The sequence below is a fragment of the Saccharothrix saharensis genome (assembly GCF_006716745.1).
GTDB classification, from domain to species: domain Bacteria; phylum Actinomycetota; class Actinomycetes; order Mycobacteriales; family Pseudonocardiaceae; genus Actinosynnema; species Actinosynnema saharense.
Window position 1 is genome coordinate 1,714,277 of sequence record NZ_VFPP01000001.1, and the last position, 24,879, is coordinate 1,739,155.

General features: G+C 73.6%; 19 protein-coding genes. 8 read left to right on the forward strand and 11 right to left on the reverse strand.

The window, feature by feature from the left end; all coding sequences use genetic code 11:
* Positions 1 to 330: 330 nt before the first annotated feature.
* A complete protein-coding gene (locus tag FHX81_RS06800) occupies positions 331 to 3,141 on the forward strand; it encodes a DEAD/DEAH box helicase (RefSeq protein WP_141983776.1) in 2,811 nt (936 codons plus the stop codon).
* 9 nt (positions 3,142 to 3,150) lie between these two features.
* Here the strand turns inward: FHX81_RS06800 and FHX81_RS06805 are convergent, their stop codons facing one another.
* Positions 3,151 to 5,217: an acyltransferase family protein gene (locus FHX81_RS06805; RefSeq protein ID WP_141976120.1), complete on the reverse strand. Its 2,067-nt coding sequence runs from the start codon at positions 5,215 to 5,217 to the stop codon at positions 3,151 to 3,153.
* Positions 5,218 to 5,347: 130 nt separating this feature from the next.
* Here FHX81_RS06805 and FHX81_RS06810 point away from each other — a divergent pair, with 130 nt between their 5' ends.
* Entirely contained in the window at positions 5,348 to 5,950 is a 603-nt protein-coding gene (locus FHX81_RS06810; RefSeq protein ID WP_141976122.1) for an acetoacetate decarboxylase family protein, read from the forward strand.
* A 50-nt stretch (positions 5,951 to 6,000) separates the two neighbouring features.
* On the opposite strand, the gene FHX81_RS06815 is transcribed toward FHX81_RS06810, so the two are convergent.
* Positions 6,001 to 7,209, reverse strand: a complete 1,209-nt coding sequence (locus FHX81_RS06815; protein ID WP_141976124.1) for a cysteine desulfurase-like protein — start codon at positions 7,207 to 7,209, stop codon at positions 6,001 to 6,003.
* Positions 7,210 to 7,404: 195 nt separating this feature from the next.
* Between FHX81_RS06815 and FHX81_RS06820 the strand changes: the two genes are divergently transcribed.
* Positions 7,405 to 9,000: a glycoside hydrolase family 64 protein gene (locus FHX81_RS06820; protein WP_141976126.1), complete on the forward strand. Its 1,596-nt coding sequence runs from the start codon at positions 7,405 to 7,407 to the stop codon at positions 8,998 to 9,000.
* 458 nt (positions 9,001 to 9,458) lie between these two features.
* Here FHX81_RS06820 and FHX81_RS06825 read toward each other — a convergent pair whose 3' ends face one another.
* Positions 9,459 to 10,088 carry a dienelactone hydrolase family protein gene (locus FHX81_RS06825; protein WP_141976128.1) on the reverse strand — a complete coding sequence of 210 codons (630 nt, stop codon included), beginning with the start codon at positions 10,086 to 10,088 and terminating at the stop codon, positions 9,459 to 9,461.
* Between the two features lie 127 nt (positions 10,089 to 10,215).
* On the opposite strand from FHX81_RS06825, the gene FHX81_RS06830 reads away from it, so the two are divergent.
* Positions 10,216 to 10,467, forward strand: a complete 252-nt coding sequence (locus FHX81_RS06830; RefSeq protein ID WP_141976130.1) for a hypothetical protein — start codon at positions 10,216 to 10,218, stop codon at positions 10,465 to 10,467.
* A gap of 479 nt (positions 10,468 to 10,946) precedes the next feature.
* Here FHX81_RS06830 and FHX81_RS06835 read toward each other — a convergent pair whose 3' ends face one another.
* Together FHX81_RS06835 and FHX81_RS06840 are read right to left on the reverse strand one after the other, a co-directional pair.
* Entirely contained in the window at positions 10,947 to 11,918 is a 972-nt protein-coding gene (locus FHX81_RS06835; RefSeq protein WP_141976132.1) for a squalene cyclase, read from the reverse strand.
* Positions 11,919 to 11,927: 9 nt separating this feature from the next.
* Complete coding sequence (locus FHX81_RS06840; protein WP_141976134.1) at positions 11,928 to 13,238, reverse strand: aminotransferase-like domain-containing protein; 1,311 nt, start codon at positions 13,236 to 13,238, stop codon at positions 11,928 to 11,930.
* A 94-nt stretch (positions 13,239 to 13,332) separates the two neighbouring features.
* Between FHX81_RS06840 and FHX81_RS06845 the strand changes: the two genes are divergently transcribed.
* On the forward strand, positions 13,333 to 14,115 hold the full coding sequence (locus FHX81_RS06845; protein ID WP_141976137.1) for an alpha/beta fold hydrolase: 783 nt from the start codon (positions 13,333 to 13,335) through the stop codon (positions 14,113 to 14,115).
* Here the strand turns inward: FHX81_RS06845 and FHX81_RS06850 are convergent.
* Together FHX81_RS06850 and FHX81_RS06855 are read right to left on the reverse strand one after the other, a co-directional pair.
* Positions 14,112 to 14,978: a serine/threonine-protein kinase gene (locus FHX81_RS06850; RefSeq protein ID WP_141976139.1), complete on the reverse strand. Its 867-nt coding sequence runs from the start codon at positions 14,976 to 14,978 to the stop codon at positions 14,112 to 14,114. The genes FHX81_RS06845 and FHX81_RS06850 overlap by 4 nt on opposite strands.
* A gap of 160 nt (positions 14,979 to 15,138) precedes the next feature.
* A complete protein-coding gene (locus FHX81_RS06855; RefSeq protein WP_141976141.1) occupies positions 15,139 to 16,086 on the reverse strand; it encodes a lysyl oxidase family protein in 948 nt (315 codons plus the stop codon).
* A 215-nt stretch (positions 16,087 to 16,301) separates the two neighbouring features.
* Between FHX81_RS06855 and wecB the strand changes: the two genes are divergently transcribed.
* The gene (wecB, locus tag FHX81_RS06860) at positions 16,302 to 17,474 is read left to right on the forward strand and encodes a non-hydrolyzing UDP-N-acetylglucosamine 2-epimerase (protein ID WP_141983777.1); all 1,173 of its coding nucleotides are present in this window, start codon (positions 16,302 to 16,304) and stop codon (positions 17,472 to 17,474) included.
* Here the strand turns inward: wecB and FHX81_RS06865 are convergent.
* Together FHX81_RS06865 and FHX81_RS06870 are read right to left on the reverse strand one after the other, a co-directional pair.
* Positions 17,392 to 18,702, reverse strand: a complete 1,311-nt coding sequence (locus FHX81_RS06865; protein ID WP_141976143.1) for an FAD-dependent oxidoreductase — start codon at positions 18,700 to 18,702, stop codon at positions 17,392 to 17,394. The genes wecB and FHX81_RS06865 overlap by 83 nt on opposite strands.
* Positions 18,702 to 19,529 (reverse strand): glycosyltransferase, encoded by an 828-nt coding sequence (locus tag FHX81_RS06870; RefSeq protein ID WP_141976145.1) that lies wholly within the window; start codon positions 19,527 to 19,529, stop codon positions 18,702 to 18,704. The genes FHX81_RS06865 and FHX81_RS06870 overlap by 1 nt, the downstream gene beginning before the upstream one ends.
* A gap of 336 nt (positions 19,530 to 19,865) precedes the next feature.
* Between FHX81_RS06870 and FHX81_RS06875 the strand changes: the two genes are divergently transcribed.
* Both FHX81_RS06875 and FHX81_RS06880 read left to right on the forward strand, forming a co-directional pair.
* Complete coding sequence (locus tag FHX81_RS06875) at positions 19,866 to 21,278, forward strand: sugar transferase (RefSeq protein WP_141976147.1); 1,413 nt, start codon at positions 19,866 to 19,868, stop codon at positions 21,276 to 21,278.
* Positions 21,279 to 21,295: 17 nt separating this feature from the next.
* Positions 21,296 to 22,714 carry a putative glycoside hydrolase family 15 protein gene (locus FHX81_RS06880; protein ID WP_246107664.1) on the forward strand — a complete coding sequence of 473 codons (1,419 nt, stop codon included), beginning with the start codon at positions 21,296 to 21,298 and terminating at the stop codon, positions 22,712 to 22,714.
* Here FHX81_RS06880 and FHX81_RS06885 read toward each other — a convergent pair.
* Both FHX81_RS06885 and FHX81_RS06890 read right to left on the reverse strand, forming a co-directional pair.
* Positions 22,686 to 23,804, reverse strand: a complete 1,119-nt coding sequence (locus tag FHX81_RS06885) for a glycosyltransferase family 4 protein (protein WP_246107665.1) — start codon at positions 23,802 to 23,804, stop codon at positions 22,686 to 22,688. The genes FHX81_RS06880 and FHX81_RS06885 overlap by 29 nt on opposite strands.
* Positions 23,801 to 24,874 (reverse strand): glycosyltransferase, encoded by a 1,074-nt coding sequence (locus FHX81_RS06890; RefSeq protein WP_246107666.1) that lies wholly within the window; start codon positions 24,872 to 24,874, stop codon positions 23,801 to 23,803. The genes FHX81_RS06885 and FHX81_RS06890 overlap by 4 nt, the downstream gene beginning before the upstream one ends.
* Between the last annotated feature and the right edge of the window lie 5 nt (positions 24,875 to 24,879).

The window sequence follows — 24,879 nt, forward strand, 5'->3', positions numbered from 1 at the left end:
CGGCCGGAAGCGGTCGAAGGGCCGGCACGGGCCCGTGGCCGACGAGCCGACCGTCGGCAGGATGGCGGGCCGGCGGATACGCCAGGGCCGGCCGAGGGGTCGGGCGGGCGGGGCGAGCCGGGGGTCGGAGCCGAGGTCGAGGCGGACGGCGCCGGTGCGGCCGGTGGCACCGGCGCGAGTGCGGCAGGTGGCACCGGTGCGGTGGACGGTGGGGAGCGGGGTGGGGCCGGCACCAGTGCGGCGGGTGGTGCCGGGCGGGATGGAGCCGGGGCCGGGGTTGGTGGCGGGGCGGCGGTCGGGCGGCCGGGACGGCGTACGTCGACGGTGGCGATGGCGGCGCGGATTCGGTCGATCCTCAGTGGGTCCGAGGGCGCGCCGGTGGCGCGGGCGGCGGCGGTGCCGGTGTTGCCGCCGGCGTTGGAGTCGCGGCCCGTGTGGTGGTGCAAGACGGTCGACCCGGCGTTCGAGGTGCCCGAGGTGCCGGCCGGGGTGGACGTTAGGGTCGTTTTGCCCGATTCGTCCGAGTTCGCGGCGGCCCGGGAACGGCTCGCGGCGGCGGGTGTGCCGTTCCGCGCCATTCGTCACTGGCTGGAGCAGGAGGAACTGTCCGCGACCGCCGCCACCGCCTGGCTGTCCGACGTCGGCGGTGTGGTGCCGGAACGCTGCGAGTCCGTGGTCGGCGAGGGTGCCCGCGCGGCCCGGTTGGCGTTCGAGATGGTCTGGGACCTGCACGACACCACCGGCTCCACGACCACCGGCGCCACGACCACCGCCCCCGACCCGGTTCCGATCGCCCGGTTCGTCCCCGACGACTGGGCCCGCTTCCTCCCGTTCCCCGTCCTCAACCCGACCCAGGCCCAAGCCGCGCCCCGCCTGGTGGACAGCGACTCCCACCTGCTGATCACCGCCCCGACCGGCGCGGGCAAGACGGCGATGGGCATGCTGGCCGTGCTCAAAGCGATCCTGCACGAGGGCCGCAAAGCCGCCTGGCTCGTCCCCCAACGCTCCCTCACCGACGAACTCGACCGCGAACTGGAGACCTGGCGCACCGAGGGACTGCGCGTCGAACGACTCTCCGGCGAGTACGCCGTCGACGTCGAAGCCGTCAAAGCCGCCGACCTCTGGGTGGCCACCACGGAGAAGTTCGAGGCGATCTGCCGCGCCAGTTCCCTGCAGGCCGCGCTCGGCGAGGTCGGCTGCCTGGTCGTGGACGAGATCCACCTGCTCGGCAGCCCCAACCGGGGTGCGCTGCTGGAAGCCCTGCTGGCCCGGGTGCGCGGCGCCGACTCGCCGGTCCGGATCGTCGGCCTCTCGGCGACCGTGTCCAACGCCGCCGAGGTCGCCGAGTGGCTGGAAGCCGACCTCGTGGCCACGACCTGGCGGCCGTCCAGGGTGACCTGGCAGCTGCCGACGATCCCGGCCGCCTCCGGCTTCACCGCGAACAACCGGCTGCGCGAGCAGGTGGTGCTGGACCTGACGCACCGCCACACCGCCGAGGGCGGCAGCGTGCTGGTCTTCTGCGGTTCCAAGCGCAACGTGCGCTCCACCGCGATGGCGATCGCCGCCGACCGGGGCGCGCCCGTGCACGCGGTCGCCGCCGACGACGTGGACGGTCTCGCCAAGGCGTGCGCGGAGGTCGGGGTCCGCCTGCACTACGCCGACTACGAGCACAAGCACGCCGCCGAACGGGCGTTCCGCGCGCGGGAAGCGGACGTCCTGGTGGCCACCTCCACCGTCGCGGCGGGGGTGAACCTGCCCGCGCGGGCGGTGATCGTCCGGGACGTGTCCATCGGCGGGGAGCCGATCGACACGTCCACGGTGCTGCAGATGTTCGGCCGGGCCGGGCGCATCGGCGCGGGTGAGGCGGAGGGCTGGTCGTACCTGGTCGTCGACGAGACGCAGCGCGCCGACTGGCAGACCAGGCTGGTGGCCGGGTACTCGGTGTACTCGCGGATCCGCGACTCGCTGCCCGACCACGTGCTGGCCGAGGTGCTCCAAGGCCGGATCGGCACGATGGACGACGCGCAGGCGTGGTGGGTCGAGACGTTGGCGCACGCGCAGGGGGACGACGACCTGGAGCCGGTGCAGGAAGCCGTCGCGTTCCTGGAGGACGAGGGCCACCTGGCGGTCACCGACGGCCGGCTCGCGATCACCGAGCTGGGCCGGTTGACCGCGCGGATGATGGTGTCGACCCACACCGGGCACCGGTTGCGCCGCACGCTCGGCCTGCTGCCCGTGCCGCGCGACCCGGACGAGGCGGAGAACGCGCTCAGCCTCGTGCTGTCGGTCGCGGTGCGGGACCTGGCGGGCATCCCGGTGCCGGAGCCGGTGCGGCCGGCCGTGGCGACGGTGATCAAGGCGGGCGGCCGCACGTCGCAGATCACGAACACGACGTCGGTCAAGGGCCTCGGTTCGCAGACGACGACCGCGCCCGGCGACCTGGCCTGGGCGGCGTTGCTCCTCGCGGCACGGTCGCCGCACCTGTTCGACGGGAAGCGGCGCGTGGCGGGGGGCATCCCGATGGCCACCCTGCACCCGGTGTACGAGCAGGCGCCGAGGTTCCTGGCGTGGCTGGCCGCGCAGGGCGTGCTGGGCACCGTGCACCCGTGGATCGCCGTGGTGGCCGCCGACCTGGACCACCGCGTCCGCTGGCGCGCGCTCGCGCCGCGACGGGGTGCGGGCCGGTTGTTGTGGATGTGCGAGGAGATGGCGACCCGCGCCCACCTCAGGGAGGTGGTGCCGGGCCTGTGGCGCTCGGCGGTCGCCCGCGGTGTCCGCTCCCCCGACTGGCCACCGGGGCGGTCACCGGCGGGCTGCGTGCTGGACCACGCCGGGTACACGGCGTTGCTGCGCGAACGGACCACCCACTACGCCCTCGCCGCGCACGCCGGGCACGCGACCGCCACCGGTGGCACGGGCGCCGCCGTGATCGCCTGGCGCGGCCGCACGTGGACCGAGCCGTCGACGTCCGCCACGATCGCCTACCCGGAGGCCGAGGACGACGAGCCGGGCGTGGCCGTGTTCACCCGCCGCGGCGACTACCGGGCCACCGGGTGGCTCGACGCCTACACGAGCCTGGCCGCGCCCACCGACGACCCTCCCGCGCCACCCGGGCGGACCCGTCGCGGCCTCGGCCGGTGATCGCACCGCCTACCGCTGTGCGATCGCCTCGTCGAGCATCGGCGTGAGGGTGCGGCTGAAGGCGGCGTTCAGGTGGTCGGCGTCGTAGTAAACCGCGATGTTGCCGATCACGGCGTGGCACTTGCGCTCGTCGCAGAAGTAGTCGCTGAAGTCCACCAACGCCACGTCGGGGTTGGTGCTGCTCCGGGCGACCTCCGTCAGCGGGTCCGCGGGCTGCGCCACGGCGCGGTCCACCGCGCACACCGCCGGGTCGGCGGGGTTGAGCGCCACGCACTGGTAGTCGCGCACCTCGGCGTTCAGCGGCGGGTCGCCGAGCACGACCACGCGCGCGCCGCCGTCGGTCCACCGCTTCCACCGCGGTTCGAGGCCGTCGCGGTACTGCTCGGTCTGGGAGCGGCCGCTGCCGTCGTCCACGGTCTCCTTGCGGGAGAAGAACGACGTCAGCACCAGCGACGGCGAGTCCTCGGCGACCGCGTCGGTGATCCGCGCGGTCCAGTCGGTGCACTTGCGCTTGGTCTCCTCGGGCGCGACGCCGCGGTAGCCGACGAAGTCCACGTCCGCGAACGGGCACCCGCCGAGGTAGGCGTACTTGAACACCCAGCCGCGCTCGCGGGCCAGGTCCGCGATCGGCGGCTGCCACTGCTGGGCGTGCGAGTCGCCGACGAGCCACACCGACGGGGCGGTGGCGGAACCGCCGCTGTAGTCGCACACCACCGCGTCGGCGACACCGTCGAGGGACGCGCAGCCGGGCGGCTGCCTGAAGTACTCGTTGGCCGGCCCCATGTCGACGACCTTCGCCGGTCCCAGCGGGTCCGGGCAGCCGTGGGACGGGATCAGCGCCTGCGCGCCCGCGCACGGCCCGGTGCCGTGCGAGGCGACGTCGCGTTCGGCCTGTGCGACGTGCCGCCCGTAGGTCCAGTTCAACGCGCCCGCGGCGACGGAGACGACGACCAGGCCGGCCACCATCGCGGCGAAGGTGGCGCCGGTGCCGAGGCGCACCGCGATGCCCCGGTCCTCGACCAGGACCTTGGACAGGTACGCGAGCACGAGCGACGCGGCGAGCACGACGAGCAGGTAGGGGGTGGTCATCCGGCCGGCTCGCAGGGCGTCGCCGAACGCGAACGGTGCGAGGATGATCAGCGGCCAGTGCCACAGGTACAGCGAGTAGCTGATGCCGCCGAGGAACTGCACGGGCGAGGACGCGGTGACGGGCGCGTGCCACTGCCGTCCGGGTCGTTGCCCGGAAGCGATGACGAGCGCCGTGCCGACGGTCGGCACCAGCGCCAGGTAGCCGGGGAAGGGGGTGCCGTGGCCGTAGGCGAACGCGGACCCGAGGATCATCGCGAACCCGACCGCCGAGGCGGCCCCCGAGAACCGCTTCGACAGCTCCACCCCGGTCAGCGCGACGAGCGCGCCGAGCGCGAACTCCCACACCCGGACCGGCGTGACGAAGTAGGCCTGGGTCGGTTCGACCTGCGTGTAGTGGACGCTGAACGCCAGGGAGGCCGCGCCGACCGCGGCGATGCCGACGATCTGGGCCCGCCGTTGCCGGATCTTGAAGAGCAGCACCAGCAGCAGCGGCCAGACCAGGTAGAACTGCTCCTCCACGGACAGCGACCAGTAGTGCTGCACGAGGCTGGCCGCCGCGTTCGCCGCCGAGTAGTCGACCGACTTGGCCGCGAGGAGCCAGTTCTCCCAGTACAGGGCGCTGGCGAACGACTCGGCGGCGGTCGCCTGCCACCGCGGGTACGGCAGCAGGAAGTAGGCGGCCACGATGCTCACGAGCAGGACCAGCATCGCGGCGGGCAGCAGCCGGCGGACGCGGCGGGCGTAGAAGCGGCCGAGGCGGACGCGGCCGGTGGAGGTGATCTCCCGGTCGAGGTGCGAGCTGATGAGGAAGCCCGAGATGACGAAGAACACGTCGACGCCGACGTAACCGCCGGTGAGCCCGCCGGGCCAGAGGTGGTTGACCACGACGGCGAGCACCGCGATGGCGCGGAGGGACTGGATGTCGGTGCGGAACGCCGCGGATCTTCGGGGGCGGGCGGGCGCGCGTTCCTCCAGGATCGTACTCACGCTTTGGCTCGTCCCCCACACGTGTATAGCAACTACAGGCTGTTAGCGCGGGAGAGTACAGGAGCGCGCCACGCCGGCCCGAATCACGGACGAGCCGCCCCCGTTCGCCTCTGACCTCGAAGGACAAGTGATGGTGAGCTACCCGCCCGAACCGTGGGAGTTGCACGGCCACGCGTGCGTGTCGGTGTGGCTGGTCCGGACGACCGCGCTGCCCCCGCTGCCCGTGCGGCCGGTGACGGTGCTCGGGCGGGCCGTGGTCGGCACGGCGTTCGTGGACTACCGGCCGCCCGGCATGGCCTACCACGAGGTGCTGGCCGCCGTGCTGGTGCGCCGCGGGGCGCGGTTCGGGGTGTCGATCACGCGGATCTGGGTGGACAGCCCGGCGTCACGGGCGGGCGGCCGTGAGCTGTGGGGCATCCCGAAGGACTTGGCCGAGTTCGAGTGGGACGGCGATCTGGCCGCGTCGGCCCGGGACGGGCACGGCCCGATCGCGGCGGTCCGGGCCCGGTCGCCGAGGGTCGGCGTGCGGCTGCCCGTGGCGGGGTCGACGTGGCAGGCGTTCGGCGACGGTGTGGCCCGCACCCCGCTGCGCGCCACCGGCCGGGTGACCCCGGTCCGGGTGACCTGGCAAGTCGAGCCGTCGGGTCCGCTGGGCTGGCTGCTGCCCCACCGGCCGCTGCTCGGCCTCGTCGTCCGGGACCTGTGGCTGCGGTTCGGGCCGCGCCGGCGCTAGCGGGGTCACGGGCCGGTCGACCGCTTCGGCGAACGGCCGGCCCGATCGCGTCACGTCCCCGGGGTGGAGCGCAGGAACGCGGCCAGCCCGTCCAGCAGCCGGTCCACCTCCGCCTCGGTCGAGTACGGCGCGAGGCCCACCCGCAGCCCGCCGGCGTCGCCGAGCCCGAGCCACCGGGACGTCTCGATCGCGTAGAACGAGCTCGCCGGCGCGTTCACGCCCACCCCGGCCAGGTACCGGTAGGCGTCCGCGGCCGCGTGCTCGGCGAACGTCACCAGCACGGTCGGCGTGCGCAGCCGGGCCCGTGACCACACGACCGCGCCGGGCAGCTCCGCCAGCCCCGCCTCGACCCGGTCCCGCAACCGGTCCTCGTGCTCGCCCACCACCGCCAGCGACGCCGCGATCCGATCGCGCCGGGTGCCCGTCGACGGGGCCAGGCCGGCGATGAAGTCCACGGCGGCCGTGCAGCCGGCCAGCACCTCGTACGGCAGCGTGCCCAGCTCGAACCGCTCCGGCACGGCGTCCGACGACGGCAGCAGCTTGTCCGGCCGCAGGTCCGCCAGCACCTCCGGCCGACCCGCGACGACGCCGCAGTGCGGGCCGAAGAACTTGTACGGCGAGCAGGCGAAGAAGTCCGCGCCGATCGCCGCCACGTCCACCGGGTGGTGCGCGGTGTAGTGCACGCCGTCCACGTAGAACAGCGCGCCGCGCTCGTGCGCCTGTGCACCGATCCGCGCCAGCTCCGGTCGCGTGCCGATCAGGTTCGAGGCCGCCGTGACGGCCACCAGCCGGGTGCGGTCGGACAGCGCCTCGGCGACGTCGTCCAGCTCGCCGGTCGCCGGGTCGAACCCGACCCACCGCACGACCGCGCCCACCGCCTCGGCCGCCTGCACCCACGGCCGCACGTTCGCGTCGTGGTCGAGCCGGGTCACCACGACCTCGTCGCCGGGCGACCACGTGCGGGCCAGCGCGCGGGCGAAGTCGTAGGTCAGCTGGGTCATGCTGCGCCCGAACACCACACCCTCGGGTGACGCGCCGAGCAGGTCGGCCAGGGCCCGGCGGGCGTCGAGCACGATCGCGTCGGCCGCGCGTTCGGCGGCGGTGACGGTGCCGCGGTTGGCCAGGGGGGACACCATCGCGTCCCGCACGGCGTCCGCGACGGGGGCGGGCACCTGCGAGCCGCCCGGGCCGTCGAAGTGGGCGGTGCCGGTGGCCAGGGACGGGAAGCGGGCGCGGACGGACTCGACGTCGTAGGTCATGGCACCACTCTGCTGCTGTTCCACATCGGACTCCAGTGGCACCCGTCACGTTCCGGCCTTGACAGTGGTCCAACCAATCGGCGAGGCTCGTGGAAGCGCTCTCACGAGTTGTCGCCCGTGGAGCGCCCGTCGTCCCGGTCGCCCTGAACCGGCCGGGAGGCGGCACGACCCGCCCTGCACGGAGGAGTCGCAACGATGCGCACCCTGACGAAGTGGTTGAGCGCCTTCGCCGCGCTCGCCACCTCGGCCTCACTGGCCGCCGCCACACCGGCCGCGGCCGTCGGTCCCGACCTGCTGCCGCTGACCGTCACCAACAACAGCGGCCGCGCGGAGGCCGTCCACCTGTACGTCCTGGGCACGGACATCCGGCCCGGCGGACGCCTCGGGTACGTCAACCAGTCGGGCGCGTTCACCCCGTGGCCGGCCGGCGCGAACCCGCCCGTGCCCGCACCGGACGTGTCGATCGCGGGACCGGCGAACGGTGGCAGCGTGACGCTGCGCGTGCCGCGGTTCATCTCCGGCCGCGTCTACATGTCGTTCGGCGAGAAGCTGAAGTTCTTCCTCACCCCGGACGGCCTGGTGCAGCCCGCGCCGTGGTCGCCGGGCGACCCCAACCGGGACATCCTGTTCGACTGGAGCGAGTTCACCTACAACGACGCGGGCCTGTGGTTGAACAGCTCGCAGGTGGACATGTTCGCCGTTCCGCACGCGGTCACCGTCACCGGAGCCGGCGGCGCCACCAAGAAGACCGGTGAGCTCGTCGCCGGCGGCCGTGACAACGTGATCAACGGTTTGCGCGGCCAGGCGGGCTGGGCGAACACGGTCCGGACCCGTGGCGACGGCACGGTGGTGCGCGTGCTCGCGCCGGGCAAGGCCGCCGACGCGGGCCTGTTCGACCGCGGCTACCTGGACCCGTACATCACGCAGGCGTGGAACGCCTACACCACCAAGACGTTGACCGTGGTGCCGTTCGGCGACCGGCCGGACATCCGCTACTTCGGCCGCACGTCGGGCACGACGTTGGCGTTCACCGACTCGGCCGGCAGGCAGGTGGCGTCGTTCGCCAAGCCGTCGACGGCGAACGTGTGGGGTTGCGACGGCGCGCTGCACGCGCCCAACGACCAGGTCGTCGGCCCGATCGCGCGCACGTTGTGCGCCGCCCTGCACCGCTCCACGCTCGGCACGATCGACACCCAGCCCGGCGGCGGCCCCGCGGACTTCTACCAGGGTGCGATCACCAACCACTACTCGCGGTTGGTGCACCGGAACATGGTGGACGGCAAGGCGTACGGGTTCGCGTTCGACGACGTGCAGGCGCAGGAGTCGTTGGTGCACGACGGCGACCCGCGTTCGGCGGGGATCATCCTGACCCCGTTCACGGGCGGCGGCGGCACTCCTCCGCCGGGATCCGCGAACAGCATCGTCAGCGCGTGGCACGGCAAGTGCGTCGACGTGCCGAACTGGAACTTCGCCGACGGTCAACGCCTGATCGTGTGGGACTGCACGGGCGGCACCAACCAGAAGTGGGAGGCGACCGCCGGCACGTTCCGCACGGAGAACAACATGTGCATGGACGTCGCCTGGGGCTCGACCGCCAACGGCGCGGCCATCCAGGTCGCCAGGTGCAGCGGCAACCCGGCCCAGCACTTCGTCCTGACGGCCGCCGGCGACCTCGTCAACCCGCAGGCGAACAAGTGCGTCGACATCGCCGACTGGAATCCGAACAACGACGCGGTGCTCCAGTTGTGGGACTGCGCCGGCACGGCGAACCAGAAGTGGCGGCGCGGCTGACACCGGACCGGGACGCGGCGCGACTCCTCGTCGCGCCGCGTCCACTTCGTACCGCCTTGCTCATGGGCATCGCGGTATGATCAGGAAGGCGCGTCCTATCGGCACTTCGCCGGGTCACCCAGACGAGTGATCTTGCAGTCGACATCACATAAAACGCCGTTATCCAGCCTCTCGAACGTCGGTTGAAACAACGAGGCCGCCAACCAACCGCCCCCGCCCCCAACCCACCCGATCCCCCAACCCACCCGATCCCCGGACCCCGGCCCCTGGCCCTTGACCCCCGATCCCGGCATCACGACACAACCCGCAACAGCAACCAGCACACCGCCCAAGACGCACCCAGCGGCCGAGCAGCCGCAGCACGACCGGGCCACCCACCACTGCCACCGGATTACTGGCCACCACTGGACCACCGACCACTGACCACTGACGGGACCGCTCACCGCGACCGGGCGACCTCACAGGAAGTCCCGGAACCACCCGCCCGCCAGGTGCGCGACCTCGTCCAACGCCCCCGGCTCCTCGAACAGGTGCGTCGCCCCCTCGACCACCTCGAGCCGCCACAACGCGGGCAACTGCGACGCCGCCGCACGGTTCAGCTCGAGCACCTCCCGGTCCCGGCCGCCCACGATCAGCAGCGTCGGCGCCTGCACTCGTGCCAGCGCACGTCCCGCCAGGTCCGGCCGGCCGCCGCGTGACACCACGGCCCGCACGAGGTAGGTCCCCGCCGCCGCCACCAGCGCCGCCGCCGCGCCCGTGCTCGCACCGAACAGGCCGATCGGCAATCCGCGCGTCGCCCGCGCCCGCGACGTCCACTCCACCGACGCCGCCACCCGCTCGGCCAGGAGCCCGATGTCGAACCGCAGCCGGCCCGTGACGCGGTCCTCGCGGTCCTCGTGCTCGGTCAGCAGGTCGAGCAGCAGGGTCGCGTAGCCGTCCCGGCGCAGGGACCCCGCCACGGCCTGGTTGCGTGCGCTGTGCCGTGAGCTGCCCGAACCGTGCGCGAACACGACCACGCCGGCCGGGTCCGCCGGAACGCCGAGGTCAGCGGCCAGGTCGACGCCCCAGGCGTCGACCGACACCGCCATCGTGCCGCTCCTCGTCATGCCCCCGGGGGTTCACCGCGCCACCCCGGGGCAAACGGGCCGTGTCCCCGATCGGGGGTGCGGGTAACCCGTCGGTGTGCCCCATCACGCACCCGGAGGAGCGACGCGAATGGCCGACGAGCACACCTATCGAGCGCCGATGTCCGAGCAGCAGGAAGAGCTCGAACCCGGTTGGGGCACGACGCACAGCGCACCCGCCACCGGTTCGTCGGGCCACCAGTACACCGCGCCCGACGACCGCGGTGACCTCACCGACGACGAGCCCACCTCGATCGCCGACGAAGCCGGGTTCGACCACCTGCTCGGACCCGAGGACGCGGCGATGCACGTCGAGGACGAAGACGGCCGGCCGGCGGAGTGAAACACCGCCGGAGAGCCGGAGAAAGGGGCGCGCCAGGGTTGGGCCGCCCCGCGACTCAAAGTCCCGGAGCGGACCCCACCACCGGGCGGCGGGCATGACGGCGGCGACCACGTCGGCCCAGGTCGCGTCCCACACCAGCCCGCCCGGCACGAGCGACAGCAACGGGACGTGGGGCAGAGACCCGGCCAGTGCCCCGCCCCCGTCAGCATGGTCGGAACCGCCCGGCCGATCCGCCTCACCAGCACCCGGAGCTCGGCCTCCGGGGCCTCCAGGGCCTCCGCCGGCGGGCGGTACGCCGGCGGGTGACCACCTTCGCCTGCGCCTGCCCGAAGACGAACCCCGGGATCGTCGTCAGGAACAGCACCGTCCCGAAACGGAAACGCCAGGAAGCGGGACCTTCGGCACGAGGTGCCCGGACCGGGGCGTACTTCGTCACCAACCACGGCAGGAACGCCGTCGACGTGGAGATGATCGGACGGTTACGCAGCGTCCCACCAGTCCAGCACTCGGGTCGCGTGGAACGTCAGCCACTTCGACGGCTCCCCCGCAGGCACGTCGACCTCGAACCACACCCGCCCGGGGTGCCGCCGGGCCTGCAACCACGTCCCGTCGGGCTGCCGCTCGGCGCGGATCAGCTCGATCGCGTCGGCCATGCGCGGGTCCGGCCGGCCGCTGCCGTCGAGCAGGGACGCGCGGCGGAAGTAGTCGGCCGCGTTGAGCACGCTGTAGAACCAGCGGAACGGGTAGGAGAAGCGGTTCACCCAGGGTGCCACCGGCTCGCCCGTGGACAGCCGGCGGAACAGGCCGCGTTCCAGCAGGTACTCCTCGCCGCCGCGGCGGGCGGCACGCGTCGCGGCCGTGCCGCCGGTCGCGGCCTCGTGGTCGAGCAGTCCTTTGAGGGAGTTGAGCGTCGAGTGGAACGACGACCGCGTGGACCCCTCGACCCACTCGCAGTTCCAGCCGCCGTCGGGCAGGCGGTGCTCCACGAACCAGTCCACGATGCCGGTGACGTCCGCGCCCAGCCACAGCCCGTTCTGCACGGTCCACGCGTTGATGCAGCAGTCGACCTCGCCGCCCCAGTACGGCAGGTCGTCGTACTCCCAGCGGCAGTTCCGCTCGAGCAGCTCGGCGGTGCGCCGCTCGCGCAGCACGGCGGGGTCCATGCCCCACTCGCGCAACGAGTTCAGCGTCCACGTCGTCGCCGTCCACGGCTGTCCGGCGCCCTCGGCCGCTTCGGGGCCGTGGAAGTCGAAGCCCGCCGGGAAGAACGCGCCACCCGCCCACCGGCCGTCCGGGTCCTGGAGCGCGAGCAGGCGCGCGCCGAAGCCCTCGGTGGCGATCCTGGCCCGGGTCGCCTGCCACACCGGCGCCGGTTCGTGGAGGAGGTCGCGCTCGACCTGCCAGCGCAGCGCAGGATCGGAGTCGAGGAGCCACGGGATCCTGCTCGTCATGGCGTGACTCTAGTCGACCGCCTCGTCCTCGGGGCTGCCCGCGGCGAGTGCGGCCAGGACGTCCAGCGCGGCGGTGAGGGTGGGTTCGGGCGTCGAGGCGAGAGCGAGGCGGACGGCGTTCGGCGCGTGACCGGGGACGACCGCGAACGCGGCGGCGGGGGTGACGGCGATACCGCGTCGGGCCGCGGCGGCGACGAACGTCTCCGCGCGCCAGTGGTCCGGCAGTCGCCACCAGCAGTGGTAGGCGCCGGGGTCGGAGTGGATGTCGAAGCCCGCCAGGCGTTCCCGCGCGAGTCGTTGCCGGGTCAGGGCGACCGCGCGTTTACGGTCCACTATGGACTGGACGGTGCCGTCGGCGAGCCAGCCGGCGGCGGCGGTGAGCGCGAAGTGGCCCACGGCCCAGCCGCCGGAGCGCGCGGCGGCGGCGACGCGGTCGACCAGGTGCCCGGGTGGGACGGCGAAGCCGACGGTCAAGCCGGGCGCGAGGCGTTTGGAGAGGCTGTCCACGACGGTGGTGCGCTCGGGGGCGAGCGGGGGCAGGTCGGGGCCGAGGAAGGCGTAGATGGCGTCCTCGATGACCTGGACGTCCAGGTCGCGCACGGTGTCGGCGAGTTCGGCGCGGCGCTGGGCGGGCATGGTGGTGCCGAGGGGGTTGTGCAGGGTCGGCTGGAGGTAGACGGCGCGCACGTCGGCGGCGCGGATGGCTCGCGGCAGCACGCCGGCGTCGTCCACGGGCAGCGGCACGAGCGTGATGCCGGACCTGGCCGCGATGGCCTTCACCACCGGGTAGGTGACGGCTTCGACGCCGAGCCGCCCGCCGACCGGCACGAGTGCCGACACCGCCGCCGCGATGGCTTGCCTGCCGTTGCCGGTGAACAGCACGTGGCGGTCGTCCGGGGTCCAGCCGCCGCGGGCCGTCAGCCGGGCGACGGCGGCCCGTGCCGCGGGTGTGCCGCGAACGCCGATGGGGGTGAGCGCGTCGGGCAGGTCGTGCCGGATGAGCCGGTCCAGGCCGGGGGCCAGCAGGTCGGGTTGGTCGGGCAGCACGCAGAAGTTCAGCTCCAGGTCGACCCGTGCGCCGCCGGGGTCGCCCAGCGGGGGCTCGACGGGTGGCCGTGCCCGGACGAACGTGCCGCGCCCGACTTCGCCGACCACCACGCCGCGCCGGACCAGGTCGCCGTAGACGCGGGCCGCGGTGGAACCGGCGATGCCGTGCCTGCGGGCGAACGCGCGTTGCGGTGGGAGGCGGTCGCCGGGTTTGAGCCGGCCGGCCGCGATGTCGGCGGCGAGCCGGTCGGCGATCAGGCGGTAATCCGCCACGCGAGCACCTCACATTGCACCGAGAGCATTGTTTTGATTGCACCGAGCATGGTGGCGTTCCTAGGCTTCGGACGTCAACGGACCAGGGGGAACCATGCGCGTGGAAGACATCGACATCGCCTACGACGACGAGGGTGACGGCATCCCGGTGGTGCTGGTGCACGGCCACCCGTTCAACCGGTCGATGTGGCGTCCCCAGGTCGAACGGCTTCGTTCCCGTTACCGGGTGATCGCGCCTGACCTGCGGGGATTCGGTGAGACGCCGGTGCGGTCCGGTTCACTGCCGTGGACCGCGTTCGCCGATGACCTGATCGGGCTGCTCGACCGGCTCGGCCTGGAGCGGGTTGTGCTGTGCGGGTTGTCGATGGGCGGCCAGGTCGTCATGGAGGTGCACCGCGCCCATCCGTCACGGGTCCGTGCGCTCGTGCTGGCCGACACGTTCCCGGAGGGCGAGACGGTGGCGGGCCGCGAGCTGCGGCACGGGATGGCCGCGCGCGTGCTGCGGGAGGGCATGGGCGGCTACGCCGACGAGGTGCTGGACAAGATGCTCTCGCCGCGCAACGTCGTCGCGCTGCCGGCCGTCGCCGAGCACGTGCTGGGGATGATGCGCGGTACGTCACCGGTGGGCGCGGCGGTCGCGTGGCGGGCTCGGGCGGAACGGCCCGACTACGTCGACTCGCTGTCCCGCGCGACCGTGCCCGTGCTCGTGGTCGTCGGCGAGGAGGACGAGTACACGCCCGTCGCCGTGGCCGAGCGGATGCACGCGGCGATCCCCGGCTCGGCGCTGGCGGTGATCCCCGGCGCGGGCCACCTGCCCAACCTCGAACGGCCGGACGCGTTCAGCGACGCGGTCGAGCGGTTCCTGGCCGGGGTCTAGGCCGGGCGTGCCCGCAACGGCGGCGGGGTGGCCGGTCGGACGCCGCAGAGCAGCCGGTCGGGTGGCAGGGCGGCCGGTGCGGGGCGGAGCCGGTCGGCGACCTGGGCGGCGGTCGGGCGGCGGTCGGCGGACAGCGACGTCATCGCGGCCAGCAGCCGGGCCAGGCCGGCCGGCACGTCGTGCGGGATGGACGGCGGGCGGTGCAGGCGGGCGACGGCGGCCTCCACCCGGTCGCCCTGGTACTCGCGGTAGCCGGTGAGGCACTCCAGCAGGACCAGGCCGAGCGCGTAGACGTCCGCGGGCGGGCCGACGTCGTCGCCGCGGACCTGCTCGGGCGCCAGGTAGGAGGCGGTGCCGACGACGACCCCGCGGGTCTTGGCGACCGGGGTCGGGCCGAGCGAGCGGGCCAGGCCGAAGTCGGCCAGGAAGGCGGTGTCGGAGCCGTCGAGCAGGATGTTCGACGGCTTGACGTCCCGGTGCACGACGCGCTGGTCGTGCACGTGGGCGAGGGTGTCGGCGACCTGGTGGCCCAGCGCGCGGACCTGGGTGGGCGTGAACGCGCCGGCCACCAGCCGGTCGCGCAACGTCGTGCCCTCGACCAGCTGCAGGACGACGAACGACGTCCCGCCGTCCGTGCCGACGTCGTACACCGACAGCAGGCCGGGGTGCGACAGCCCGGCCAACGTGCGGACCTCGTTGTCGAACCGGCGGTCATCCCCCTCGCCGGCCACGACCTTGACCGCCACGAACCGGCGGAGCAGCACGTCCCACCCGCGGTGGACCTCGGCCGCACCGCCGACGCCGATCCTGCCCCTCAACTGGTAGCGACCCGCGAGGACTCGGCTGTCGGTGGCCAACGACATGGCCCCACCCTTCGGGTCGTCTGTTCGGACGTCACCGAATTCCCGGACACCGACTCCCCCAAACGCCGGTCGGAGGGCGTCCGGGCCGAGTGCGGCGGAAGCGGCATGCCGGGAACCACGTGGCGCGGTCCCCGGTCATGTCACCGCGGATCGGCCGGGTTCAGTCGCGGGAGGTGGCGCACTGGGCGGTGCCGGGGCAGTTGCGCACCATGCGCACCTCCGGCGGCTGGGTGATCGTGGCCGGTGGCCGGGTGGCGCCGCCGGGCCACCGGATCGAGACCGCCATGGAGGAGGCGTTGTTCGAGTACGACTTCTCCGTGAGGGTGCGGTCGCCGTTGACGACGTTCACCACGTCGTAGACGCCCGACGGCACCGCGGTGATGTCGAGCCACTGGAAGTCGACCGTGTGCAGGTAGTCGTCGCCGTACCCGACCGAGATGCCCTGCATCGCGGTCAACGCCTCAGGCGCGTGGTGGCCGCACCGGTTCTCCCGCAGGAACGCCGCCAGCCGCCCCTCCGGGCTCAGCCCGTCGGCCGGGCGGTGGGGCAGGCGGTCGGCCGTCGGGTAGCGGTCGCCCAGGCAGAAGCCGTTCTTGCGGTCCACCACCACCGTCTCACCGGACCGCGAGCGCAGCTGGAAGTGCTCGAAGCCCAGCAGGTGCCAGTGCTGGTGCGCCGCCGCCGGCTCGTAGTACAGGGTGGTCGGGATGGCCTGCTGCGCCTGCTCGAAGGTCATCGGCACCGAACCGTCCACGGCCGACTGGAACGCCTGCCGCGCGGTCATCCGCGCCTGACCGGTGTCCCGCCGGCTGCCGTGGATCAGCAGCGGGCCGTCGCCGACGTTGTCCGCCGACGTGGTGAACCGCAGCCGGACCGCCCCGATCGGGCCCGTCGCCACGCACTCGCCGTTGGGTGCCGCCGCGTCGGCGACCGGGCACACGTCCCAGTCGACGCACCCCGCCGGGTCGCCGGCGAAACCGCCCGCGCAGCCCACCGGCGCCTGCCTCAGGTCGGGCAGCAGGACCAGCCCGACCGCCTGCGCGTGCGACGGCCCCACCAGCGCCGCCACGAGCACCCCCGTGGCGACCAGGGCCACGTGTCTTCGCATCGCCTACTCCGTCCTATCGGGATTGATCCACTCACCAACCTACTGAGCCACACCGACGCTTCGAGACCGACGACGGCCAAGTTCACTCGATCGACTGAGGCACAAGGGAAATCTCCCCACGGGACTCTAACCTTCTCCGCGATCGCGCCCCGGGCGCGCGTCGTCCGCGACTGGAGGTGGGTCCGATAGACCAGGCAATCCCCGGCACCGTCACGATGGTGTGCGGCACCAGGCCGGAGCTGATCAAGCTCGCGCCGCTGATCCGGGTGCTGGGCGCCGACGCCACCGTCGTCTACACCGGACAGCACTACGACACCGCGATGTACCACCGGATCCGGCAGGACATCGGCCGGCCGGGCCGGTTCCACGAACTCGCCGTGGGCGGCGGCCGGCGCGGCGGCCAGCTCGGCGCGGCCATCACCGCCGTGGACGAGGTGCTGGCCCGGCACCCCGCGCAGGCCGTCATCGTGCAGGGCGACACGACGTCCGCGCTCGCGGGCGCGTTGGCCGCCAACGCCAACGACGTGCCGCTGGTGCACGTGGAAGCGGGCCTGCGCAGCTTCGACCGGGCCATGCCCGAGGAGCACAACCGGGTGGCCATCGACCACCTCGCCGACCTGTGCTGCGCGCCGACCCCGCTCAACCGCACCAACCTGCTGGCCGAGAGCGTGCCCGAGGAGCGCATCGCGATCACCGGCAACACGGTGGTCGAGGCGCTGGTCACCGCGCTGCCCGGCCGGGACGAGGAAGCCGTCGTGCTGGCCGCGCACGAGCTGCGGCGCGACGGCTACGTGCTGGCCACCGTGCACCGGCCGGAGAACGTGGACGACCCGGTCACCCTGGAGACGGTCCTGCGCGAGCTGAACCGCCTGCCGCTGCCCGTGGTGCTGCCGCTGCACCCGCGCACGGCCAAGCGGGTCGAGGCGTTCGGCCTGACCGCCCTGCTGGGCCGGTTGCGGGTGGTCGAGCCGCAGGCGTACCCGGCTTTCCTCGCGCTGGCCCGCTGCGCCGCCGTGGTGGTGTCGGACTCCGGCGGCATCCAGGAGGAGGTCAGCGTGCTCAAGCGGCCGGTCGTCGTGGTGCGCCGCAGCACCGAACGCCCCGAGATCGAGGGCACGTTCGGCACGCTGGTGCCGCCGGGGCCGCGGGTGTGCGCGGAGGTGCTGCGGTGGCTGGACGACGTGCCGGGCCACCGGGAACGCCTGGAGCACATCCCGTCGCCGTACGGCACCGGCTCGCCGTCCGCGCGGATCGCCGCCGCGCTGCGGCAGCTCGTCCGGGGCGAGCCGGTGCACGCCCGGCAGCTCAGCCCGGAACGGGTTGTGGTGCCTGCGCCAGCGTCGCGACGACCCGCCGCGCCAGTCCCACACTCGAGTTCCAGCTCGTGACGTCCGGGTAGACGTGCGCGGTGGTCGCCAGCAGCAGCGGGGTGCCGGCGACCACCACGGGCGGCCGGCGCGACGAGTACCCGAGCGGGTACACCGGTTCCACGAACGGTGCCTTGAACACCCGCACGTCGTCCACGTCCTCGTGGCGCAGACCGGGGTGCAGCGCCAGCAGCTGCGCGGTCCACCGCGCCGCGACCGCCGCGTCGTCCTCCTGGAACAGCGCGGACTCCCGGTCGGTGTAGCGCATCGCGTAGACCAGGTGCCGCCCGTCGTACGGGTCGACGCCCGCCAGCGGCGTCATCTGGATCAGCCCGTCGAACTCCGTGCCGGACCGCACCACCGGCGTCCAGTAGTGCCCCGACAGCGGCCGGCGCAGGAAGAACAGCGCGTTCACCACGCCCTGGTACGGCAGCCGCACGTCGGGCAGCCGCGCGGCCAGGTCGTCGTCGGCGACCTGGCGCAGCGACGGCAGCGGCAGCGTCGACACCACGCGGTCCGCCGTCACGACCTCGTCACCGTCCAGGGTGATCCGCGCGCGCCCGCCGGTCACGCCGATCCGCCGCACCGGCGCGTCCAGGCGCACCACGCCGCCACCGGCCTCGATCGACGCCCTCAGCGCGTCGATCACGGCCCGGTAGCCGCCGTCGGGGTAGCCGCGCACCGACACCGCGCCCTCGCGGCCCAGGCGCTGCCACAGGTACAGCGCGGGCACGTCGCCGAACCGGGCGCCGAACTTCGCCCCGAACAGCGGCGCGAGCAGCAGCTCCCACACCCGGTCGCCGTACAGGCCGCGCAGCCAGTCCTCCGTGCGCGTGCGGTCGAGGTCCTTGCCGCGGCCCAACCGCCGCAGCAGCACCGAGACGGCGCCGAACCTCAGCCGGTCGAGAACACCCAACGGGGTGAACTTGAGCAGGTCCAGCGCCGTGTTGAACGGGAACGCCCGGCCGTCCACCACCATGCCCATCCGGGTCGGCCGCCACGCGATCGCGTCACGCAGCCCGAGGTCGCCGAGCAGGTCGAGCAGGTGGTCGTCGGTCGGCATCACGCAGTGGTAGAACCGCTCCACCCAGCGGTCGCGCCAGGCGAAGAACGTGCCGAGCCCGCCGAGCTGGTCGCTGCCCTCCAGCAGCGTCACCCCGGTGCCGGCGCGCACCAGCTCGTGCGCGGTGGCCAGGCCGCAGATGCCGCCGCCGACCACGACCACGTGCCCGTGGTCCGCCCGCCGCATCACAGCGCCCGGTACGGCGCGGGCGTGAGCCGGTCGCGGACCAGCAGCTTCACGTACTGCCACACCGTGCGGGCGATCCGGATCTTGCTCGGGCCGCGCTTGCGGTCGTAGCGCAGGGCCAGCGGCACCTCGGTGACGACCGGCCGGCAGTGCCGCAGCTTGAGCAGCAGCTCGACCATGCACGCGAAACCGCGCTCCTCGATCAGCCGCTCGCCCCAGTGCCCCTCGGCGCGGGCCAGCAGGCCGACCCGGTAGGCGCGGAAGCCGCTGGTGAAGTCGCGGACGCCGTCGACCCGCAGCACGCGGCGGAACAGCACGGCCGCGCCGCGCGAGAGCAGCCGGCGCACCGGCGGCGCGGTCGCGTCGTCGCCGCCGTCGACGAACCGGGAGCAGATCACCACGTCCGCGCCCGCCGCGATCTCGTCCTCCAGCCGCCGGATCAGCGCCGGGTCGTGGGTGTCGTCGGCGTCCATCACGACGACGACGTCCTCGTCGCCCGCCTCGGCCAGCACGGCGCGCAGCCCCGACCGGACGGCCTGGCCGAGGCCGAGGTTGACCGGGTGGCTGACCAGCCGCACGTCCAGCTCGGGCCAGCCGTCGGCGACGACGTCGGCGGTGCCGTCCGACGAGCCGTCGTCCACGACCCAGGCGGTGAGCTCGCGGGTGCGGCCGACCTCCGCGAGCCGGGTGAGCAGCGGCGGCAGCGAGGCGGCCTCGTTGTAGGCGGGCAGCACGACGTGGGCACGGGCGTGGGTGCGCGGTTCGCCGGAGAGGGCCGGTCCGCCCTGTTCCGACGCGGTGCGCACGTCGCCTTCATCGACGCTCAATGGGCCCCATTTCACTGGATGGCGGATGACGGTCCAGAATTATTCGCCTCCGGACCGCGCCGGGATTGGACCACCCCGCCGGTATCGGTGTCGCACGTCTGGATGAATTACCGCCGGACTCGGAAGCGGAAGCCGCCAGGAAGGGGAATAGTGATCACCGAAAGAGTGAATAAGCGCCACTGAACTACGTTTGATGCACACCGAGTGAGCAGAGCTTCCCGTTCGGATGGTCTCGAACGGGTGACCAAATAATCGGGTTCATGGTGGGAAGGACGTCGGCCGGATGTGGTGTGGCGTGGACGGGACGCGTTCGGTCCCGGGCAAGGGCGGTCCGAGGTGAACGGGGTCGGCTCGGCGACCACCCCGACCCTGGCGTCGCGACGGCGGCACCCGAGGCCGCGCGAGGCGTCGGGCGCGGACCTGCTCAGCCGGGTGAACGCGGTGGCGGTGCTGCTGGTCGCGGTGGACGTGACGGCGGTGGCCGCGGTGGCGGTGCGGTACGCGCCGGGCGCGCGGTGGACGGCGGTGCTGGTGGCCGCGCTGCTGGGCGTGCGCGCCGCGTGCCGGCTGTACCGGCGGCGGCTGTGGCTGTCCTGGTTCCACGACCTGCCGCGCTCGGTCGGCGCGACGGCCGTCGCGTTCGCCCTGGTCACGCTGGTCGGGCTGGTCGGCGGCGGGCCGCCGGGCGGCGCGGCGGCGCAGTGGGCGGTGCTGGCGTTCGCCGCGCTCAGCGAACCGGCGCGGCTGGTCGTGTTCGCGTTCGGCCGCTGGTGCCGGCGCCGGTTCCACCGCTGCGACCGCACGATCGTGGTCGGCGCGGGCAAGGTGGGGATCGACCTGGTCGGCGCGATGCAGGCGCACCCGGAGTTCGGCCTGCGCCCGGTCGGGTTCGTCGACCCCGAGCCGGCCGTGGACCGCGCCGCGCTGCCGGTCGAGCTGATGGACGAGGACCTGGCCGACGCGATCACCCGGTTGGGGGTCGGCACGGTCGTGCTGGCGTTCTCCCACGCCCGCGAGTCGTCGGTGGTCGACTCGGCCATCACCGCCCACCGGCTCGGCTGCACCACCCTGGTCGTGCCCCGGATGTTCGAGCTCTACCAGGACGGGCCGGACATCGAACGGCTGCGCAGCTACCCCCTGATGAGGCTGGGCACCGCGCCGACCAGCCGGCCGAGCTGGTGGGTCAAGCGCGCGATGGACGTGCTGCTGGCCGCCGTGGCGCTGGTCGTGCTCGCGCCGGTCATCGCGCTGTGCGCGCTGGCCGTGCTGCTGGAGAGCGGCCGACCGGTGATCTTCCGCCAGGTCCGGGTCGGCATGGACGATCAGCCGTTCGTGCTCTACAAGCTGCGCAGCGTGAGAATGAACGGTGAAGACGATTCCCAGGTCACCTGGTCGGTGGTCGGGGATCGCCGGGTCGGGCCAGTCGGGCGATTCCTGCGGCGCACTTCGCTGGACGAACTGCCCCAGTTGTGGAACATCCTCCGGGGTGACATGTCCATCGTCGGGCCGCGCCCGGAACGACCGGGTTTCGTCCGCGAATTCTCCGCGATCCACGAGCTATACTGGGCCCGGCACCGCGTTCCCACGGGGCTGACCGGACTGGCGCAGGTGCACGGCCTGCGGGGTGACACCTCGATTGTCGACAGGTCGCGGTACGACAACTACTACATAGCCAACTGGTCGTTGTGGCTGGACGTGAAAATCCTGTTGCAGACGGTGGGTGAACTGGTGTGCCGAAGGAATCGCTGAACCGACGACCCCGTCGCGTGCTCGGGCTGGTGTGCGCCGCCGCGCTCCTGCTGTCGAGCGCGGCGTGCACGGCGGGCGCCGCCGCGGGCCGACCGACCCCGCCGGGCGACCCCCTCGGCCCGGTGCCGAAGCCGCTCGCGCCGTGCGGCTGGTGGTACGGCATCGGCGAGCCGCCCACGCCCCGGGACATGGCGTTCGCCGCGGAGCACTACAGCCTGGTGGTGCTCAACGCGACCGAGACGGCCGCCCTGCACCGGCTCAAGCAGCTCAACCCCAAGATCAAGGTGCTGGTCTACAAGGACTTCTCCAGCGCGCGCAACTACCCCGGCGCGGTCGAGGGCGAGGCGGACGCGCCGCTGCTGCCCACCGGCATCGGCTACTTCAAGGCGCACCGGGAGAACCCGCACTGGTTCGCGGTGGACACCAAGGACAACCGGATCGAGTGGGTCGTCTACCCGAAGCACTGGCAGATGACGGTGTGGGACCCGACCTACCAGAAGGCGTGGAGCGAGGCGGTCACCGCCGAGGTCGTGGCGCAGGGCTGGGACGGCGTGTTCGCCGACAACGACTTCAGCTCCCTGAGGTACTACTCGTCCGCGGTGCTCAAGGGCACGGCGGACGCGGCCGAGTCCGACCGGGTGATCCGCGAGGGCATGGACACGTTCCTCACCACGGCCGGTGACGCGCTGCACAAGGCCGGGAAGATGCTGATCCCGAACGTGTCCGAATCCCACCTGACCGCGGGACGGTGGACGGCGCACTCGCGCTACGACGGCGCGATGGAGGAGAACTTCGGCCTGCGCGACACCGGCACGGGTGAACTGCTCACGTTCAAGGGCAACGAGTGGAAGGAGCTGCGGTCCCAGGCCGCGCTCGGCGAGACGTGGCTGCTGCTGATCACCCACACCAAGGGTGCGCGGGAGGAACGCGTCGGGTACGCCACGGCGGCGCTGCTGGCGAGCCCGCACACCTGCTGGTCCGGCGCGACCACGAGGGACTACCGCGACCCGGACTGGTCGAAGTACCAGGACGCGGAGCTGGGCGAGGCGACGGAGACCGCGAACCGGCTGCCGTCGGGCGTGTGGGACCGCCGGTTCACCGGCGGGTACGTGGCGGTGAACCCGACCGGGAAGTCCGCGCGGGTCACGCCACCGCCCGGGTTGGTCAACGTCGACGGCGGTGCCGCCGCGCCGACCACGATCGAGCTGGCCTCCGGTGACGCCGTGATCCTCGTGAACCCCGCGGGACCCACGCCGACCGCGACCACTCCGGCGACCACCACGACCACCACGACCACCACGACGCAGCCGGGCACCACGACCACGACGACCACCACGGACCCGACCACCACGACCACCGAGCCGACGACAACGACGACGACGGCCACCACCGAGCCGACCACGACCACTACGTCGTCGCCGAGTCCCACCCCATGAGGTCGCGGTAGAGGTCGAGGTGCCGCCGCGCGCACACGTGCGGCGCGAACCGCTCGCGGGCCCGTTCGGCGAGCGACAGCCCGATCCGGGCCGGGTCGGGCTCGGCGAACAGCGCGCGCAACCGGGCGGCCAACTGGTCGACGTCGCCCGGCTCGGCGAGCGCACCGGCCGAGCCCACCGGCCCGAGCATGTCGGCGACCCCGCCGGTGTCCGTCGCCACCACGGGCTTGCCCGCCGCCATCGCCTCGGCCACCACCAGCGGCTGCTGCTCCATCGTGGACGGCAGCACGAGCGCGTCGTGGTGCCGCAGCAGCTCTGGCACGTCGGCCCGGAAGCCGAGGAACTCGACCCGCCCGCCCAACGCGCCCGCCAACGCCTCGGCCCGCGCCCGCTCCGGCCCGTCACCCACCACGGTCAACGTGGCGTCCGCCGGCATCACGCCCGGCAGCGCCAACGCCGCCAGCAGCGCCGCCAACCCCTTGCGCTCCACCAGCAACCCCACGAACACCAACCGCCGCACGGGCCCGACGGGCGGCTGCACGTGCGCGGGTTCCACGCAGTTGTCGATGTGCGCCAACCGGGTGGCGGGCACCCGCAACCGGGCCGACAGGAACCGCCCCATCGCCGGCGCGGGCACGACCGTGCGGTGCACGGCCCGCGCCACCACGGCGTCCGCCGCGAGCACGGTCCGCGTGTACGCCGACGGCGGCACGGCCCGCGGCACGCCCCGGAACCACTCCTCCCCCACGTCGTCCGGCACGCCGTGGTAGGTCTGGAGCACCTTGTGCCGCCACCGCAGCCCGGCGCTGACCAGCCCGGCCCGCCGGTCCTGCGCGTGCACCACGTCCGGCCGCCACGCCCGCACCAGCGCCCGCGCCCGCCGCCCGGCCCGGACGTCCGCCTTGTCGCCCACCTCGACGACCTCGTGGTGCCCGGCCAGCACGTCCGCGCCCCGTCGCGGCACCGGCCCGAACACGCGCACGTCCGCCTCACCGGACGCGATCAGCGCCCGCGCCAGCCGCACCGTGACGTCCACCGGCCCGCCGCTGTCCTGGGTCAGCACGTACGCGACCCGCAGCCGCCCCTTCACCGCGCGCCCACCAGCACCTCGTCGACCAGCGTCGCGACCTGGTCGGCCACCTGGCGCCGGTCGAACAGCAGCTCCACCCGCCGCCGCCCGTGCGCGCCCTCCAGGTCCGCCGCCGACGGGTCGGCGAGCCGCACCGCGACCGCCTCGGCCAACCCGGCGACGTCACCGGCGGGCAGCACCGCGCCCGCCTCGCCGACGCTCTGCCGCACGCCGCTGACGTCGAACGCCACCACGGAACGCCCGCACGCCATCGCCTCCAGCGGCACCAGCGCCATGCCCTCCTCGCGGGACGGCAGCACGACCACGTCGGCGGCGGCGTAGAAGTCGGCGACCGCGTCGTCCGCGCCCCACCAGCGCACGGACTCGTCGTCGCACGCCGCGCGCCACCGCTGCGCCATCGGGCCGTCGCCGACCAGCACCAGCCGCGCGTCCGGCACCTGCGCCCGCACCAGCGGCCAGGCGGCGAGGAGCTGGTCCTGCCCCTTGTAGGGCACGAGCCGACCCACGCACACCGCCGTGGGCACGTCCGGCAGCCCCAGCCGGGCCCGCGCCGCGGCCCGGTCGCCGGGGTGGAACCGCTCGACGTCCACGCCGTTGCACACGACCTCCGCCGACCCGCGCACCCCGGCGGCACGCCCGGCGGCCAGTTCGTCGTCGCTCACGCACACGAGCCGGTGCGTCCACCGCGCCGCGACCCGTTCCCAGATCCGGGCCGCCCGCGACACGACGCCGCCGGCGCTCTGGAACGACCACATGTGCGGCTGGAACAGCGTCGGCCGACGCCCGCGCACCACCAGCCGGCCGACCATGCCGGCCTTGGAGCTGTGCAGGTGCACGACGTCGGCCCCGATGTCGCGCAGCAGGCGCCGGAGCCGGACCGCCTCCCCGGCCACCGAGAGCCCCGGGTGCCGCCCGGCGCGCCACGTCCGCACGTCCACGCCCACGGCGCGCACCCGGTCGGCGAGCGGACCCGGCGGGCACACCACGACCACCGACCACCCGAGGTCCCGTTGCGCGCGCACCAGCTCCAGCACCACCGCCGCCACGCCACCCGTGACGGGCTGGCTCACGTGCA

Excerpts from the sequence above, each read along its gene's own strand:
- FHX81_RS06855 (WP_141976141.1), bottom strand. The coding sequence starts at position 16,086 with ATGCGAAGACACGTGGCCCTGGTCGCCACGGGGGTGCTCGTGGCGGCG.
- FHX81_RS06825 (WP_141976128.1), bottom strand. The coding sequence starts at position 10,088 with ATGGCGGTGTCGGTCGACGCCTGGGGCGTCGACCTGGCCGCTGACCTC.
- FHX81_RS06845 (WP_141976137.1), top strand. The coding sequence starts at position 13,333 with ATGCGCGTGGAAGACATCGACATCGCCTACGACGACGAGGGTGACGGC.
- FHX81_RS06850 (WP_141976139.1), bottom strand. The coding sequence starts at position 14,978 with ATGTCGTTGGCCACCGACAGCCGAGTCCTCGCGGGTCGCTACCAGTTG.
- FHX81_RS06835 (WP_141976132.1), bottom strand. The coding sequence starts at position 11,918 with ATGACGAGCAGGATCCCGTGGCTCCTCGACTCCGATCCTGCGCTGCGC.
- wecB (WP_141983777.1), top strand. The coding sequence starts at position 16,302 with ATGGTGTGCGGCACCAGGCCGGAGCTGATCAAGCTCGCGCCGCTGATC.
- FHX81_RS06820 (WP_141976126.1), top strand. The coding sequence starts at position 7,405 with ATGCGCACCCTGACGAAGTGGTTGAGCGCCTTCGCCGCGCTCGCCACC.
- FHX81_RS06800 (WP_141983776.1), top strand. The coding sequence starts at position 331 with ATGGCGGCGCGGATTCGGTCGATCCTCAGTGGGTCCGAGGGCGCGCCG.
- FHX81_RS06810 (WP_141976122.1), top strand. The coding sequence starts at position 5,348 with ATGGTGAGCTACCCGCCCGAACCGTGGGAGTTGCACGGCCACGCGTGC.
- FHX81_RS06815 (WP_141976124.1), bottom strand. The coding sequence starts at position 7,209 with ATGACCTACGACGTCGAGTCCGTCCGCGCCCGCTTCCCGTCCCTGGCC.
- FHX81_RS06830 (WP_141976130.1), top strand. The coding sequence starts at position 10,216 with ATGGCCGACGAGCACACCTATCGAGCGCCGATGTCCGAGCAGCAGGAA.
- FHX81_RS06865 (WP_141976143.1), bottom strand. The coding sequence starts at position 18,702 with ATGCGGCGGGCGGACCACGGGCACGTGGTCGTGGTCGGCGGCGGCATC.